The 15,241-nt window shown below is 62.2% G+C and carries 13 protein-coding genes and 1 pseudogene; all 14 read right to left on the reverse strand.

Annotated features, from left to right (window positions below):
* Window positions 1–29: 29 nt before the first annotated feature.
* Window positions 30–1,052 carry a chemotaxis protein CheW gene (locus F474_RS14355; RefSeq protein ID WP_097084942.1) on the reverse strand — a complete coding sequence of 341 codons (1,023 nt, stop codon included), beginning with the start codon at window positions 1,050–1,052 and terminating at the stop codon, window positions 30–32.
* A gap of 1 nt (window position 1,053) precedes the next feature.
* Complete coding sequence (locus F474_RS14360) at window positions 1,054–1,842, reverse strand: ParA family protein (RefSeq protein WP_097084941.1); 789 nt, start codon at window positions 1,840–1,842, stop codon at window positions 1,054–1,056.
* A gap of 15 nt (window positions 1,843–1,857) precedes the next feature.
* On the reverse strand, window positions 1,858–2,745 hold the full coding sequence (motD, locus tag F474_RS14365) for a flagellar motor protein MotD (protein ID WP_097084940.1): 888 nt from the start codon (window positions 2,743–2,745) through the stop codon (window positions 1,858–1,860).
* A 1-nt stretch (window position 2,746) separates the two neighbouring features.
* Window positions 2,747–3,487: a flagellar motor protein gene (locus F474_RS14370; RefSeq protein ID WP_097084939.1), complete on the reverse strand. Its 741-nt coding sequence runs from the start codon at window positions 3,485–3,487 to the stop codon at window positions 2,747–2,749.
* Window positions 3,487–4,617, reverse strand: coding sequence for a chemotaxis response regulator protein-glutamate methylesterase (locus tag F474_RS14375; RefSeq protein WP_097084938.1), 1,131 nt, complete (start codon window positions 4,615–4,617; stop codon window positions 3,487–3,489). Before F474_RS14375 ends, F474_RS14370 begins: the two co-directional genes overlap by 1 nt.
* Before the next feature lie 47 nt (window positions 4,618–4,664).
* Window positions 4,665–6,923, reverse strand: coding sequence for a chemotaxis protein CheA (locus F474_RS14380; protein ID WP_097084937.1), 2,259 nt, complete (start codon window positions 6,921–6,923; stop codon window positions 4,665–4,667).
* Window positions 6,924–7,011: 88 nt separating this feature from the next.
* Window positions 7,012–7,800 (reverse strand): protein phosphatase CheZ, encoded by a 789-nt coding sequence (locus tag F474_RS14385; protein ID WP_097084936.1) that lies wholly within the window; start codon window positions 7,798–7,800, stop codon window positions 7,012–7,014.
* 19 nt (window positions 7,801–7,819) lie between these two features.
* Complete coding sequence (locus tag F474_RS14390; RefSeq protein ID WP_176510723.1) at window positions 7,820–8,194, reverse strand: chemotaxis response regulator CheY; 375 nt, start codon at window positions 8,192–8,194, stop codon at window positions 7,820–7,822.
* 167 nt (window positions 8,195–8,361) lie between these two features.
* Window positions 8,362–9,105 carry an RNA polymerase sigma factor FliA gene (fliA, locus tag F474_RS14395; RefSeq protein WP_256577745.1) on the reverse strand — a complete coding sequence of 248 codons (744 nt, stop codon included), beginning with the start codon at window positions 9,103–9,105 and terminating at the stop codon, window positions 8,362–8,364.
* Window positions 9,099–9,932: a flagellar synthesis regulator FleN gene (gene fleN / locus F474_RS14400; RefSeq protein ID WP_097084933.1), complete on the reverse strand. Its 834-nt coding sequence runs from the start codon at window positions 9,930–9,932 to the stop codon at window positions 9,099–9,101. Before fleN ends, fliA begins: the two co-directional genes overlap by 7 nt.
* 92 nt (window positions 9,933–10,024) lie before the next feature.
* On the reverse strand, window positions 10,025–11,365 hold the full coding sequence (flhF, locus tag F474_RS14405) for a flagellar biosynthesis protein FlhF (RefSeq protein WP_097084932.1): 1,341 nt from the start codon (window positions 11,363–11,365) through the stop codon (window positions 10,025–10,027).
* 11 nt (window positions 11,366–11,376) lie between these two features.
* Complete coding sequence (flhA, locus tag F474_RS14410) at window positions 11,377–13,494, reverse strand: flagellar biosynthesis protein FlhA (RefSeq protein ID WP_097085249.1); 2,118 nt, start codon at window positions 13,492–13,494, stop codon at window positions 11,377–11,379.
* A gap of 147 nt (window positions 13,495–13,641) precedes the next feature.
* Window positions 13,642–14,622, reverse strand: coding sequence for an S-type pyocin domain-containing protein (locus F474_RS14415; RefSeq protein WP_256577729.1), 981 nt, complete (start codon window positions 14,620–14,622; stop codon window positions 13,642–13,644).
* Between the two features lie 306 nt (window positions 14,623–14,928).
* A pseudogene (locus tag F474_RS23275) lies at window positions 14,929–15,126 on the reverse strand (bacteriocin immunity protein); the annotation flags it as partial.
* Between the last annotated feature and the right edge of the window lie 115 nt (window positions 15,127–15,241).

Raw genomic sequence — 15,241 nt, forward strand, 5'->3', positions numbered from 1 at the left:
GTTCAGTGTAAGCCGCGCGGTTGCGCGATCTATCGTTTACTGGTTTTACCCTGCTGTGCCTTGGCTCGGGCCTCGGCGGCGGCCTTGTCCTTGGCTTCCTGCATCTGGCGCTTGATCGCGCCACTGGCGATCAATTCGGCCAGAGCGGCTACATCCAGCAGCGCGCACATATGTTCGACCACGGTACCGGCCAGCCACGGCCGCTGGCCGCGCTGGTCGCGCCATTTGACCTGTCCCGGCTCCAGCCGCACCGAGCGGCTGACCTGATGCACCGCCAGCCCCCACTCGTAACCTTGCACCGAAATCACGTATTGCAGGCCCTGCTGGAAATCGTCGCGGTAGCGGTCAGGCATCACCCAACGCGCCGTGTCGAGCACCTTGAGGTTGCCCGCCTGGCACGTGAGGATGCCCAGGAACCATTCTGGCTGGCCAAACAGCGGCGTAAGCTCCTGCCCTGCCAGCGGGAAGATCGAACCCAGGCATACCAGTGGCACGGCAAGGGTAAGGCCCGCCACATCGAACAACAGGCACTCGAACGGTTCGGCAGCCCAGCCAGGGCGCCCTTCGAAAGTCGGTATCGCCGGCCCACCGTGATCCACCGCGGGCGCTGCGGCCGGTAGTGCCGCCGGCTCGCCCGCCGCAGGTGGCGTGGCTATGGGGGCCGGCGCCGGCATGCTCTGCGGCTCAGGCTCAACCACCGGCAAGGCGGTAGGCAATAGCAGCGCCTGAGCGAGCACCGGCGAGCTCGCCTCAGGCGCGAGGGCCCAAGGCAGAGGCTCATCGGGGCGAATCAATGCAGGCTGCGGCGCTGCGTCAAGGGGCTCACGGCGCGCATCACGCACCTGCTCTTCGAGCACTGCGGCACGGAACTCATCCAGGGTCAGGTCAGTGGCAGGCTCGCTCGCTTTGGCCACAGCCGATGAAACAGGTGCGGCGGTTACCGCAGGTGCGGCAGGCGGCTCGAACGCTTCCGTGGCTTCCTGCAACAGGCCGTCCAGGTAGCTTTGCAATGCCTGTTGGGGGCGCTTGGCGATGTCCACGGTGCGATTCATTTCAGGCCACCTGCGTGGTGAGCTGTTGCCCAAGCAGATGCTTGAGCAAGGCGCGATAAGCGGTAACGCCGCGGCTCTTGGGGTCGAACTGGGACGGCGTGACGCCCGCCCGGCTGGCATCGCGCAGGCGGGTGTCGACCGGGATATAACCTTCCCAGACATTCTGCGGAAAGCTTTCACGCAGCACCTTGAGCGTACTCAACGAGGCTTGGGTACGGCGGTCGAACAACGTCGGCACGATGCTGAAGGGCAGCGGCTGTTTACGGGAGCGGTTGATCATCGCCAAGGTATTGACCATACGCTGCAGGCCGTTCACTGCCAGGTGTTCGGTCTGGCAGGGCACGACCAACTGCTGGCTGGCTGCCAAGGCGTTGACCATCAGCACACCCAGCAAAGGGGGGCTGTCGATCAGCGCATAGTCGAAATCCTGCCACAGTTGCGCCAGTGCCTTGGCGACGACCAGCCCAAGGCCACTCTGGCCGGGCGACTGGCGCTCCAGCGTCGCCAGGGCGGTGCTCGAAGGCATCAGCGAGATCGAGGTGTGAGCAGTGGGCTGCAGCAACTGGCCAGCCAAGCCGTCGGGTACGCCACCTCTGTGCTGAAACAAGTCGAAGTTACTGTGCTCCAGCGCATCCGGATCGAGCCCGAAATAACTGGTCAGCGAGCCATGCGGGTCCAGGTCGACCACCACCACGCGCTTGCCGGCATCAGCCAGCAAGCCCGCCAGGGCGATGGTGGTGGTGGTCTTGCCGACCCCACCTTTCTGATTGGCGATTGCCCACACTCTCATGCACTTGACTCTGAATTACGGGTTGGCCGGGGGCGCCGGGGTTTTGACACTACGCCCGGAGCCCGGCTGGGATGCGGCATCCGGTGCACTTTGTGTGCCAGCTCGGCGCAAGGCGGCATCTGGCTGGGCATTGGCCGTGCCCGTGGCGGTAAGGCTGCGGCGGACCTCAAGGTTGCGTGACACCACCAGCACCACCCGGCGGTTGCGCGCGCGACCGTCTGCGCTGTCGTTGCTGGCGACCGGCTGAAATTCGCCATACCCCACTGCCGCTAGCCGGCGCGGGTCGATACCGTCCATGGCCATCATGCGCACGATGCTGGACGCCCTCGCGGTGGAGAGCTCCCAATTGGTCGGATACTGCGCCGTGCGAATCGGCTGATTGTCGGTGAACCCTTCCACATGGACCGGGTTGGCGAACGGCCCTAGCACCTTGGATACCTTCTCTATGATCTGGAAACCCTGGTCACTGGGAATGGCATCGCCACTGGGAAATACCAGGCCAGACTTGAGCTCGATCTCGATCCACAGCTCATTGCCGCGCACGTTCATCTGGTCGCTGGCGATCAGGTCGCCGAAGGCGGAGCGCACCTGATCGGCGATCATCTTCAAAGGCTCAGCTTGGCCGATGGCGCTATCGGTGTTGTCGCTTTGCGCGTCCAGCGGGTCGGCGACCTGCGTGGACTGAGGCTTCTCCTCGCCGATCGGAATCGGCTTGGTGCTGCGCTGCTGATCGTTGAACACACCTACCAGCGTCTGCGAGAGAACCTTGTACTTGCCTTCGTTGATCGAGGAAATCGAGTACATCACCACGAAAAACGCGAACAGCAAAGTAATGAAGTCGGCGTAGGACACCAACCAGCGCTCGTGATTTTCGTGCTCTTCTGCAGGCCTGCGACGCATCAATTCACCCCATGAAGCCTTGCAGCTTCAGTTCGATCGAACGTGGGTTTTCGCCTTCGGCGATCGACAACAGCCCTTCCAGGAGCATCTCCCGATAGCGAGCCTGGCGGGCAGCGATGGCCTTGAGCTTATTGGCCACCGGCAGAAGGATCAGGTTGGCCGAGGCAACACCGTAGATCGTGGCGACGAAGGCCACAGCGATACCACTGCCCAGCTGCGAAGGATCGGCCAGGTTTCCCATCACGTGGATCAGGCCCATCACCGCCCCGATGATACCGATGGTAGGGGCATAGCCGCCCATGCACTCGTACACCTTGGCTGCCGCCAGGTCACGGGCCTCCTGCGTCAGAAAGTCGACTTCCAGCACGCCACGCAGCAGTTCGGGTTCGGCGCCGTCCACCAGCAGCTGCAGCCCCTTGCGGGCGTAGGGGTCCGGCTCGCTGTCAGCTACGCCTTCCAGGCCCAGCAGGCCTTCTTTGCGGGCCACCAGGCTCCAGCCCACCACCCTGTCGATACCACTGGCGAGGTCGACGCGCGGCGGTACGAACACCCAGGGAAGTATCCCGACAGCGCGCTTGAAAGCGCCCATTGGCGTCTGCAGAAGCGCAGCAGCCAGGGTACCGCCCAGCACAATCAGGGCCGCTGGGCCGTTGGCCAGCGACGGCAAGTGCCCGCCCTCGAGGAAGTTGCCACCGATGATAGCGACGAAGGCAAGAATGACACCGATCAGGCTTAGAACATCCATCAGTGGCACGCCTCCACCAAGTGGCGGCCGATGTCATCGAGGCTGTACACCGCATCAGCCAGGCCGGCTTTGGCAATGGCCATGGGCATGCCGTAGATCACGCAGCTGGCTTCATCCTGTGACCACACCTGGCTGCCACCCTGCTTGAGCAGTCGCGCGCCTTCGCGGCCATCGGCACCCATGCCGGTGAGCACCACAGCCAGTACCTTGTCGCCGAACGACTTGGCAGCCGAGCCAAAGGTGATGTCCACGCAAGGCTTGTAGTTCAGGCGTTCATCGCCCGGCAGGATCTTCACCATGCCGCGGGCATCGACCATCATCTGTTTGCCGCCCGGCGCCAGCAGGGCAAGGCCGGGGCGCAAGTGATCACCATCTTCGGCTTCCTTGACGGTGATTTTGCACAGTTTGTCGAGGCGTTCGGCAAACGCCTTGGTGAACGCTGCCGGCATGTGCTGGATCAGCACCAGCGGCGCGGGAAAATTGGCAGGCAGTTGCGTCAACACCCGTTGCAGTGCCACCGGCCCCCCGGTGGACGTACCGATCGCCACCAGCCTATAGGCCTTGCGCTTGGGCGGAGTGCTGGGTGCCGCAGGTGCTGGCTGCGCCGTGCGGCCGGCTGGCGCGGCCGCTGGCCGAGGAGCCGGGGCGGCGCTTGGGCTGCGCGCCGGCGCCGTCGCAGGGGTGGGTGCAGCCGTAGGCGTTGATGGCGCTGAGAATGCACTGAAGCGACGGTTGCTGCGCGCGATGGTGTGGATCTTCTCGCACAGCAGCTGCTTGACCCGGTCCGGGTTGCGCGAAATGTCTTCGAAATTCTTGGGCAGGTAATCGACCGCGCCGGCATCGAGCGCATCGAGAGTCACCCGCGCGCCCTCGTGGGTAAGCGAGGAGAACATCAACACCGGCGTAGGGCAGCGCTGCATGATATGCCGCACCGCAGTGATCCCGTCCATCATGGGCATTTCATAGTCCATGGTGATCACATCGGGCTTTAGCGCCAGGGCCTGATCGATGGCTTCCCGGCCATTGGTAGCGGTGCCGACGACCTGCAAGGTGCCGTCAGACGCGAGGATCTCCGAGACGCGACGCCGGAAGAAACCCGAATCGTCCACCACCAGGACTTTGACTGCCATTGTTCACTCCATTACCCAGGGCCGGCAGCGGGCCGGCCCCGAGGATTTCAGATGCGCCGAGAGGCGTAGCGCTTGAGCATGCTGGGCACGTCAAGGATCAGCGCGATGCGGCCATCGCCAGTGATGGTGGCGCCGGACATGCCCGGGGTGCCTTGCAGCATCTTGCCCAGAGGCTTGATGACCACTTCTTCCTGGCCCACCAGTTGGTCGACCACAAAGCCAATGCGCTGGGTGCCGACCGAGAGGATTACCACGTGGCCCTCGCGCTGCTCGTCTTCGGCAATGCCGTCGTGTACCAGCCAACGCTTGAGGTAGAACAGCGGGAGCGCCTTGTCACGCACGATGACCACCTCCTGGCCGTCGACCACATTGGTGCGCGACAGGTCCAGGTGGAAGATCTCGTTCACGCTCACCAGCGGGAAGGCGAATGCCTGGTCGCCCAGCATTACCATCAGCGTCGGCATGATCGCCAGGGTCAGCGGCACCTTGATGATGATCTTCGAGCCCTGGCCCTTGGCCGAGTGGATGTTGATCGAACCGTTGAGCTGGGCGATCTTGGTTTTCACCACGTCCATGCCCACACCACGACCGGACACATCGGAGATTTCGGTCTTGGTAGAGAAGCCAGGGGCGAAGATCAGGTTGTAGCAGTCCGATTCGCTCAGGCGGTCGGCCGCGTCCTTGTCCATCAGGCCCTTTTCCACAGCCTTGGCACGCAGCACGTTAGGGTCCATGCCTTTGCCGTCGTCGGAGATCGACAGCAGGATATGGTCGCCCTCCTGCTCGGCCGACAGCACCACCCGGCCACTGCGCACCTTACCGGACGCTTCACGCTCCTCGGGAGTTTCCACGCCGTGGTCACACGCATTGCGCACCAAGTGCACCAAGGGGTCGGCCAGTGCCTCGACCAGGTTTTTGTCCAGGTCGGTTTCTTCGCCCACCAGCTCCAGGTTGATTTCTTTCTTGAGCTGGCGTGCCAGGTCTCGCACCAGGCGCGGGAAGCGGCCGAAGACTTTCTTGATCGGTTGCATCCGGGTTTTCATCACCGCGGTCTGCAGGTCGGCGGTCACCACGTCCAGGTTCGACACCGCCTTGGCCATGGCCTCGTCGCCGCTGTTGGCCCCCAACCGCACGAGGCGGTTACGCACCAACACCAGCTCGCCGACCATGTTCATGATCTCGTCGAGGCGCGCAGTGTCCACACGCACGGTGGTTTCCGCTTCGCTGGCGGCCGGCTTGTCGCCCGCCGGTGCAGCGGCTCGGGCCGCCGGGGCCGGTGTGGGTGCGGCGGCCGCCGGTGCAGGCTTGGCAGCCGGTGCTGGCGTGGGCGCTGGCACGGGCTTGGCTGCAGGCGAAGGGCTGGCCACCGCTTCGGCCGCTGCCGCAGCAGGCGCGACGAACTTGCCCTTGCCATGCAGCTCATCGAGCAGGTTTTCGAATTCGTCGTCGGTGATCAGATCACCACCTTGTGCAGGTGCTGGGCTCGCGGCCGCCGCTGCGGGGGCTGCAGATGAAGCGGGTGCGGCATTCCCGGCAAGCTTGTCGGCGGCGAAGCTGCCTTTGCCATGCAACTGGTCGAGCAGCGCTTCGAACTCAGTGTCGGTGATTTCGTCACTGGAAGGCTCGGCACTGACCATCGGCGATGCGGCATCGGCAGGCAGTTTGTCAGCTGCGAATTGACCTTTGCCATGGAGCTGATCGAGCAGGGCTTCGAATTCGGAATCGGTAATCTCGTCGGCGGGTGTCTCGGCGCCTGAAGCAGCTTTGGGCTCGGCCGCAGCGTGCTCACTGTCGAGCGAGTGCAACAGGGCTTCGAATTCAGCATCGGAGATCTTATCCGAGGCAGCGGCCTGTACAGGCTCAGGCGCAGGCTCTGACGCTTGCGCAGAAGCGGGCTCTGGCTGGGGCGCGGCACCAGCGGGCTCTGCCAGCCGCGACAACGCCTGCAACAATTCCCGGCTGGCCGGGGTGATCTCGGATCGCTCGCGAACTTGGCCGAACATGCTGTTGACGGTATCCAGTGCCTCAAGCACTACGTCCATCAGCTCAGCGTCCACGCGGCGCTCACCCTTACGCAGGATGTCGAACACGTTTTCGGCAATATGGCAGCACTCAACCAACTCGTTGAGCTGCAGGAAGCCCGCGCCCCCCTTGACAGTATGGAAGCCGCGGAAAATAGCGTTCAGCAGGTCCGCATCGTCGGGCCGGCTCTCCAGCTCGACCAACTGCTCGGACAACTGCTCGAGGATCTCGCCGGCCTCTACCAGGAAATCCTGAAGGATTTCTTCATCGGCGCCGAAGCTCATGTGGGTGCTCCCTGGAATTCTTTATGTACGGCCCGGCTGTGGTTTCAGATGAACCCGCCCTGCCCAGAACACCGTCGTTACCCTGGGCTCAGAAGCCCAGGCTCGACAGCAGGTCGTCAACGTCGTCCTGGCCGGATACCACGTCTTCACGCTTATCGGCATGAATCTGCGGACCTTCACCCCTATCGGGATATTTTTCCTTGTTTTTTTCGCGTTCCAGTTCGTCGCGGTCATGGCGAATGCCCGCAAAACGGTCGACCGAGCTGGCCATGAGCACCAGCTTGAGCAGGTTACTTTCAACTTCGGTGACAAGCCCGGTCACCCGTTTGATGACTTGGCCTGTGAGATCCTGGAAATCCTGCGCCAGCAGAATGTCGTTGAGCTTGCTCGACAGTGCCGTGGCTTCGGTCTCGCTGTGCGACAGAAAACCGTCTACGCGCTTGACCAGCTCCCGGAACTCGTCTGCACCCATCTCCTTGTGCATGAAACGCTGCCAATCAGCGCGCAGCGCCTTGGCCGAATCGCCCAACTCGTGAGCAACTGGCAGGCTTTGCTCGACCAGGTCCATGGTACGGTTGGCGGCTTGCTCGGTAAGGCGAACCACGTAGTCAAGGCGCTCAGTGGCGTCGGTGATCTGCGAGGCTTCGCTGGCATCGGAAAGCCGCGGGTCGATCTGAAAGCTGACGATGGCACTGTGCAGCTCCCTCGTCAGCCTGCCAACCTCCTGATACAGACCACGATCGCGGGCCTGGTTCAGTTCATGGATCAGTTCGACGGCATCGGCGAACTTTCCTTGTTCCAACCGTTCGACCAACTCATGGGCGTGTTTTTTCAGGGTGGACTCAAAGTCCCCCATCGATGAATTCTTAGGCTCCATGGTGCCCCCGTGGCGGAGTTCAGCTGTTGACGCGCTCGAAGATCTTTTCGATCTTTTCTTTCAGCACCTGAGCGGTGAAAGGCTTGACCACATAGCCGTTGACGCCGGCCTGGGCCGCTTCGATGATCTGCTCCCGCTTGGCTTCGGCGGTTACCATGAGCACCGGCAACTGCTTGAGGCGGTCGTCGGCACGCACAGCGCGCAGTAGGTCGATACCGGTCATGCCAGGCATGTTCCAGTCGGTCACCAGAAAGTCGAAGCTGCCGCTTTGCAGCATCGGCAATGCAGTAACGCCATCGTCGGCTTCCGAGGTGTTGGTGAACCCCAAGTCGCGCAACAGGTTCTTGATGATCCGCCGCATCGTCGAAAAGTCGTCAACGATGAGGATTTTCATGTTCTTGTCCAAGTAGACCTCCAAGCAGTCCTAAACGCGCCCAACCCCTTGGGGCGCGAGTCAATCGTTCCGGTATTACATACGCGACTGCCTGAGCAGCCAGTGGCGGGCGTGATATCACACAGCCACTGCCTTGATCCAGCAAATCATTTAAAACGTTACTTGCCTCAGCGTGCCCGCCACTCGCCCAGACGGCTGCGCAAACGCGCTGCACACTGGCTATGCAACTGGCTGACACGGGATTCGCTGACCCCCAGCACTTCCCCAATTTCCTTGAGGTTGAGCTCCTCATCGTAATAAAGCGACAACACCAGACGCTCACGCTCAGGTAGGTTCGCGATGGCCTCGGCAAGGGCTTTCTGGAAACGTTCGTCCTCCAGCCCCCGCGACGGCTCGCCGCTGATCGCACTCTCGTCATGAGCCCCTTCGTGTTCGCCTTCCTGCAGCAGGTCGTCGAAGCTGAACAAGCGGCTACCGAGGGTATCGTTGAGAATCCCGTAGTATTCGTCCAGGCTCATCTTGAGTTCGGCAGCAACCTCGTGATCTTTAGCGTCGCGCCCTGTTCTTGCTTCAACGGCGCGTATCGCATCACTGACCATACGGGTATTGCGGTGCACCGAACGCGGCGCCCAGTCACCTTTTCGCACCTCGTCGAGCATGGCGCCGCGAATGCGGATCCCGGCGTAGGTCTCGAAGCTGGCCCCCTTGGTCGAGTCATATTTGGTCGACACCTCCAGCAGGCCAATCATGCCGGCCTGTATCAGGTCTTCCACCTGCACACTGGCGGGCAAGCGCGCCAGCAAGTGGTAGGCGATGCGCTTGACCAAAGGCGCGTAGCGCTCGATCAGCTCATACTGCTGCGACTCACGTGACGCTTTGTTGTACATCCGGTATCCGCTGGCACTCATGATACGGGCCCCGCACTGGTTTGCTGTACCAATCGTTCCACGAAGAACTCCAGATGCCCGCGAGGGTTCGCCGGCAGCGGCCAGCTGTCGACTTTCTGCGCGATAGCCTTGAAGGCCAGCGCGCACTTGGAGCGTGGGAACGCCTCATAGACCGCTCGCTGCTTCTGAACGGCCTTGCGAACCGTTTCGTCGTAGGGCACCGCGCCGACATACTGCAGCGCGACGTCCAGGAAACGGTCTGTGACCTTGGTCAGTTTAGCGAACAGGTTCCGCCCTTCCTGCGGGCTCTGGGCCATGTTGGCCAGCACCCGAAAACGGTTCATGCCGTAGTCGCGATTGAGCAGCTTGATCAGCGCATACGCATCGGTGATGGACGTGGGCTCGTCGCATACCACCAGCAGCACCTCCTGTGCAGCGCGCACGAAGCTGACCACTGAGTCGCCGATCCCGGCGGCGGTGTCGATCATCAGCACGTCGAGGTTGTCGCCGATCTCACTGAACGCCTGAATGAGCCCGGCATGCTGGGCTGGCGTCAGGTGCACCATGCTTTGGGTGCCGGAGGCTGCAGGCACGATACGGATGCCGCCAGGGCCTTGCAGGATCACGTCGCGCAGGTCGCAGCGGCCTTCGATCACGTCGGCCAAGGTGCGTTTGGGGGTCAGCCCGAGCAGCACATCGACGTTGGCCAGGCCCAGGTCGGCGTCCAGCAGCATGACCCTTCGGCCAAGCTCTGCCAGCGCCAGCGAGAGGTTCACTGACACGTTCGTTTTGCCGACGCCACCCTTGCCGCCGGTCACCGCGATCACCTGTACGGGATGCATGCTGCCCATTCGTTCTTTACCTTGTTACTTCAGACCGAGGCCACGCGATGCTGCCTTCAGGCAGCGCGCCGCGCAGGTAGATTGCAAAACGTTCAACACCTTCACCCTGCCCGCTTGCCGGAGCTGTGATACAGGTCTGCGAACATGTCGGCCATGGCCTCTTCGCTGGGTTCGTCCTGGATCTGGGCGCTGACGGCCCGGCTAACCAGCTGATGGCGCCGCGGCAGGTGAAGGTCGTCAGGAATGCGCGGGCCATCGGTCAGGTACGCCACGGGCAATTCTTGACTGATCGCCAGGCTCAGGACTTCGCCGAGGCTGGCGGTTTCATCGAGTTTGGTCAGGATGCAGCCGGCCAGGCCACAGCGCTTGTAGCTGTGGTAAGCGGCCTGCAGCACTTGTTTCTGGCTGGTGGTAGCCAGCACGAGGTAGTTGCGCGAGCGAATACCCCGGCCGGCCAGGCTCTCGAGTTGTAGCTTCAGAGCCGGGTCACTGGCCTGCAGGCCAGCGGTGTCGATCAGCACCACGCGCTTGCGCAGCAGCGGCTCCAGCGCCTGGGCAAGCGACTGCCCAGGGTCGACGTGGGTCACCGGCACATTGAGGATGCGCCCCAGCGTTTTGAGTTGCTCCTGTGCCCCGATGCGAAAACTGTCCATGCTCACCAATGCGATATTTTGCGCGCCGTATTTAAGCACATATCGCGCGGCAAGCTTTGCCAACGTCGTAGTCTTGCCCATGCCAGCCGGGCCGACCATGGCGATCACGCCGCCCTCTTCGAGCGGCTCGGCCTCCGGGGTCTGAATCATGCGTGCCAAGTGCGCCAGCAGCATCCGCCAGGCTTGGCGAGGCTCACTGTAATCGTTCACCTGAGCGAGCAAGTCACGCGCCAGTGGGCCTGACAAGCCAATACGTTGCAGCCGGCGCCAGAGGTTGGCCTGCTCGGGGCGGCTACCTTGCAGCTGGCTCCAGGCGAGCGAACCCAATTGAACCTCGAGCAGTTCGCGCAGCCCGTTGAGCTCCTGGCGCATCGAATCGAACAGCGCTGGGTCGACACTCGGCGCGGCCGGCGCGGCTACGGCAGGCTGCGGCTTGCCGCCGCCGCGCAGTTGGTCTTCAAGGTTGGGCTCGATCAGCGGCTCTACAGCAGTCAAAGGCAGGCCGGCAAACAATTGACGGTTACTGGTGCCGTCACTGTCCTGGCCACGGGTAGTCAGTTCAGCCTGAGCGGAGACGATGCGCGACTGGGTCTTGCGCAGCTCATTCTCCAGTTCCAGGTTGGGCTCGCGCGGCGCCAATGCCGAGAGTTTGTAATCGAGCGCAGCAGTGAGCTCTACGCCGCCGGCAATACGGCGGTTGCCAATGATCGCGGCGTCCGAACCCAGCTCGTCGCGAACCAGCTTCATCGCTTGACGCATGTCGGCGGCAAAAAAGCGCTTCACTTGCATACCCTGCTACCTCAGCCGTTAGGCCCTACTGTCGCCACGATTGTCACTTGTTTGTTGTCAGGGATTTCCTGATACGCCAGCACATGCAAGTTGGGCACTGCCAACCGGCCGAAGCGCGAGAGCATCGCCCGAACCGGGCCTGCAACCAGAAGGATCGCGGGCTGGCCAAGCATTTCCTGACGCTGCGACGCTTCGATCAACGAGCGCTGCAACCGTTCGGCCATACCAGGCTCCAGCAAAACGCCTTCTTCCTGACCCTGACCGGCCTTCTGCAAACTATTGAGCAATATCTGTTCCAACTTTGGTTCAAGTGTGATCACTGGCAGCTCGGACTCAGTACCCACGATACTTTGCACGATTGCGCGCGACAGCGCGGCCCGTACGTGCTGTACCAATGCGGCGGTATCTTGACTCCTGCTGGCGTTGTTCGCGATGGCCTCGGCGATCGTGCGGATGTCGCGCACCGGTACCTGCTCAGCCAACAACGCCTGCAACACCTTCAGCAACGCCGACAGCGAGAGCACGCCTGGCACCAGCTCCTCGGCCAGCTTCGGCGAAGCCTTGGCCAGCACCTGCAGCAGTTGCTGCACCTCTTCGTGCCCCAATAGCTCATGGGAGTGTTTCTGCAGGATCTGGTTCAAGTGCGTTGCCACTACAGTGCTAGCATCCACCACCGTATAGCCCAGCGACTGGGCCTGAGCCCGGTTACTCACCTCGATCCATACCGCTTCCAGGCCGAACGCCGGGTCGCGGGCCTGGATGCCGTTGAGGTTGCCAAACACCTGGCCGGGGTTGATCGCCAGTTCTCGATCCGGGTAGATCTCAGCCTCCGCCAGAATCACCCCCATCAGCGTGAGGCGGTAGGCACTCGGGGCCAGGTCCAGGTTGTCGCGTATGTGAACGGTAGGCATTAGAAAGCCCAGGTCCTGGGACAGCTTCTTGCGCACACCCTTGATCCGCGCCAGTAATTCGCCACCTTGGTTGCGATCCACCAGGGGAATGAGCCGGTAACCCACTTCCAGCCCGATCATGTCGATGGGCGTCACATCGTCCCAACCCAGCTCCTTGGTCTCGGCACTGCGCTGCGGCGAAGGCAGCGCTTCCTGCTGGCGCTGCAACTCGGTAGCGGCGACGACCTTGGCCTGATTCTGTTTTTTCCAGATCAGGTAGGCGCCGCCACCTGCCATCACTGCCAGGCTGAGGAAGGCGATGTGGGGCATGCCGGGCACCACCCCCATCACCAGCATCAGCGCAGCGGACACCGCCAGGGCCTTGGGCGAGTCGAACATCTGCCGGGTGATTTGCTTGCCCATGTCTTCCGACCCGCTTGCCCGGGTCACCATGACGGCAGCCGAGGTCGACAGCAGCAACGACGGCAACTGGGCCACCAAGCCATCACCAATGGTGAGCAATGCGTAGGTCTTGCCTGCATCGGCGAAGCTCAAGCCATGCTGGAGCATACCGATAGCCATGCCGCCGATGAGGTTGATGAACAGGATCAACAAGCCGGCGACAGCGTCCCCCCGCACGAACTTGCTCGCACCGTCCATCGAACCGTAGAACTCGGCCTCCGCGGCCACCTCGGCGCGGCGGTGCTTGGCACCGGCCTGGTCGATCAAGCCGGCATTGAGGTCGGCGTCGATCGCCATTTGCTTACCGGGCATGGCGTCGAGTGTAAAACGCGCACTCACTTCGGAGATCCGCCCCGCACCCTTGGTGACCACCACAAAGTTGATGATCATGAGAATGGCGAACACCACAGCACCGACAACGTAGTTACCGCCGATCACCACTTCGCCGAACGCCTGGATCACCTTGCCGGCCGCTTGGTGCCCCTCATGCCCGTGCAACATTACCACACGGGTAGATGCCACGTTCAGCGCCAGGCGCAACAGGGTCGCCACCAGCAGAATGGTCGGGAAAACCGCAAAATCCAGCGGCCGCAATGCGTACACGCTGACCAGCAGGACGACGATCGACAGTGCGATGTTGAAGGTGAAGAAGACGTCGAGCAGAAACGGGGGCACTGGCAGCGTCATCATGGCCAGCATGATGAGCAGCAGCAGTGGCACCCCCAGGTTGCCCCGGGCAAGGCCCCGTGCATTATTCAGAAGTTGCGTGCGATCCACCGCCATGACGTTCATTCCCCAGCAAACTTTTGACGCGTTCAGCGTACGTGGTGGGTGCTTTGCAAGAAGCTTTCCACTTTCAGACCGACGCTTGATTAAGCGTACGACCGCACAAACGTCATTGAATGCAGGCGGGCCCGACACGCGTCAGGTCGGGGGGTGTGGGCTGGGGTATTCGCGTGCCCCCTTGAACAAGACGTAGAGAGGTTCAATACCGGCCGAGTCGGGAAACACTACGATGTAGTCATCGGAGCGTACAGGCACTCCCGGCGCCAGCGGCTCAATCAGCGGAACGGGCGGAATAATTACATTGCCAGTGTGCAAAGCGCCGCCGACCGAAACGCTTCGCTCTACCCAGTCAATGCGGTGAGCCGGCTCACCAGGGCGGGTGAAGCGATAGCCGCCTTCGGCAGGGCGGGCCGCAACGACAGGTACCGACGCGTCGACCACGGCATTGCTCGTATCGATCAGGCAGATTTGGGCTTGGCGCGAAAACGCGGGGCTCCCCGGCTCTGGATCGATCCAGCCCGAAGCTGCACGGATGGGCAGGTTGATATAACCCGCTGTTTCTGCAAGCCATGGCCAATCATGCCCTTCGACCGGCAAAAACTCTGACAATGGCACACAGAGCGCAAAAGGTTCACCGGGGCCTGGGCGATCGTAATGGAAGGCTATAACGCGGGATTGATTAGCCGCCGGGGCGGCCTGGCCGGCATGCCAGAGCAGCCCGGCTACGGCCGAACGTATCGACCGTCGAAACGCTGGCATTTGGCCTTCTAACAGTCGTGCGAGGCCTATATGAGGCGTAAGAAGCCGGGCAAGGCCATCCATACCGGCCAAGGGTGCTGTGAAATGATGAGAACGTGAGGCAGGCGCGCGCCCTTCTTCGTGCACCTGGGCGATCAAACGCTGCTGCAACGACAGGGCAAGGGCGAACGCTTGTTGAGTCAGCTCCGTGCGACGCCGCAGGATGGCAGGCTGATGCGAAGCGTAGCGCTCGCAAGTTGACTCCGCCATCTGAAGCGCCTCCCGCTTCGCACCAGGGTCACCTTCTGCAGATGGCATCGCATCCCGGACCCACTCATGCGCGAACCGTATCTTCTGCGCCAGTGAGGTGTAACGGTTCAACGGCGCCTGCATACCGTGGCGCGCATCGTCAAAGGCATCAAGCCGGGCGCGCAAGCTGCTTTCATCGCCCGTATCGATGAAAGCCTGCATGCGATCAAGCGCCGTTACCGCCTGTCGCTCCGCCCGATCGAGCTCGGCAGCCAACTGCCGCGCCCTGTCGAGTTCACGCAGCGATGCCTGTTGCAACCGCTGTTGTGGCGTCATTCTAACGGGCAGAGCCGGCGGTGGCGGCAACGTGTCATCACTGAACGCCGGCAGGCCTCGCGAATTGGCGCTTTGCTTGAGTTTGCCAAGTACGGAGTCGACCAGACTGACGCTGGCGCCGCCCCAAACGCGCTTGGGGTAGAACAGCAGATCTGCCCCTTCAGGATGGCCGCACACCTGGTCAAAATGGTCGACCAACGTGTCGTGCTCAGTGGCGAGGGTTTTAAAATCGAGGATTGACTCAATCAGGGTTGAGAATTCGGCGCGAGTGTAGTGCTGCAGGGTGGGTTTGAGTTCCATCTAGAACACGCTCCTTGAAAGTTTCGAAAGACGCAGTGGCAACGCTTTGTACCCGTCAAAAGCCTGGCAATGCATTCCAACAGCCGCTAGCCAGCACGCCATAAAAGTTAATCTG

The organism is Pseudomonas sp. URIL14HWK12:I12 (genome assembly GCF_003097135.1).
Taxonomy (GTDB): domain Bacteria; phylum Pseudomonadota; class Gammaproteobacteria; order Pseudomonadales; family Pseudomonadaceae; genus Aquipseudomonas.

Coding starts and splice junctions, on each gene's coding strand:
- flhF (WP_097084932.1), bottom strand. CDS start 11,365: ATGCAAGTGAAGCGCTTTTTTGCCGCCGACATGCGTCAAGCGATGAAG.
- F474_RS14390 (WP_176510723.1), bottom strand. CDS start 8,194: ATGAAAATCCTCATCGTTGACGACTTTTCGACGATGCGGCGGATCATC.
- F474_RS14380 (WP_097084937.1), bottom strand. CDS start 6,923: ATGAGCTTCGGCGCCGATGAAGAAATCCTTCAGGATTTCCTGGTAGAG.
- F474_RS14375 (WP_097084938.1), bottom strand. CDS start 4,617: ATGGCAGTCAAAGTCCTGGTGGTGGACGATTCGGGTTTCTTCCGGCGT.
- F474_RS14370 (WP_097084939.1), bottom strand. CDS start 3,487: ATGGATGTTCTAAGCCTGATCGGTGTCATTCTTGCCTTCGTCGCTATC.
- F474_RS14355 (WP_097084942.1), bottom strand. CDS start 1,052: ATGAATCGCACCGTGGACATCGCCAAGCGCCCCCAACAGGCATTGCAA.
- F474_RS14360 (WP_097084941.1), bottom strand. CDS start 1,842: ATGAGAGTGTGGGCAATCGCCAATCAGAAAGGTGGGGTCGGCAAGACC.
- F474_RS14385 (WP_097084936.1), bottom strand. CDS start 7,800: ATGGAGCCTAAGAATTCATCGATGGGGGACTTTGAGTCCACCCTGAAA.
- fleN (WP_097084933.1), bottom strand. CDS start 9,932: ATGGGCAGCATGCATCCCGTACAGGTGATCGCGGTGACCGGCGGCAAG.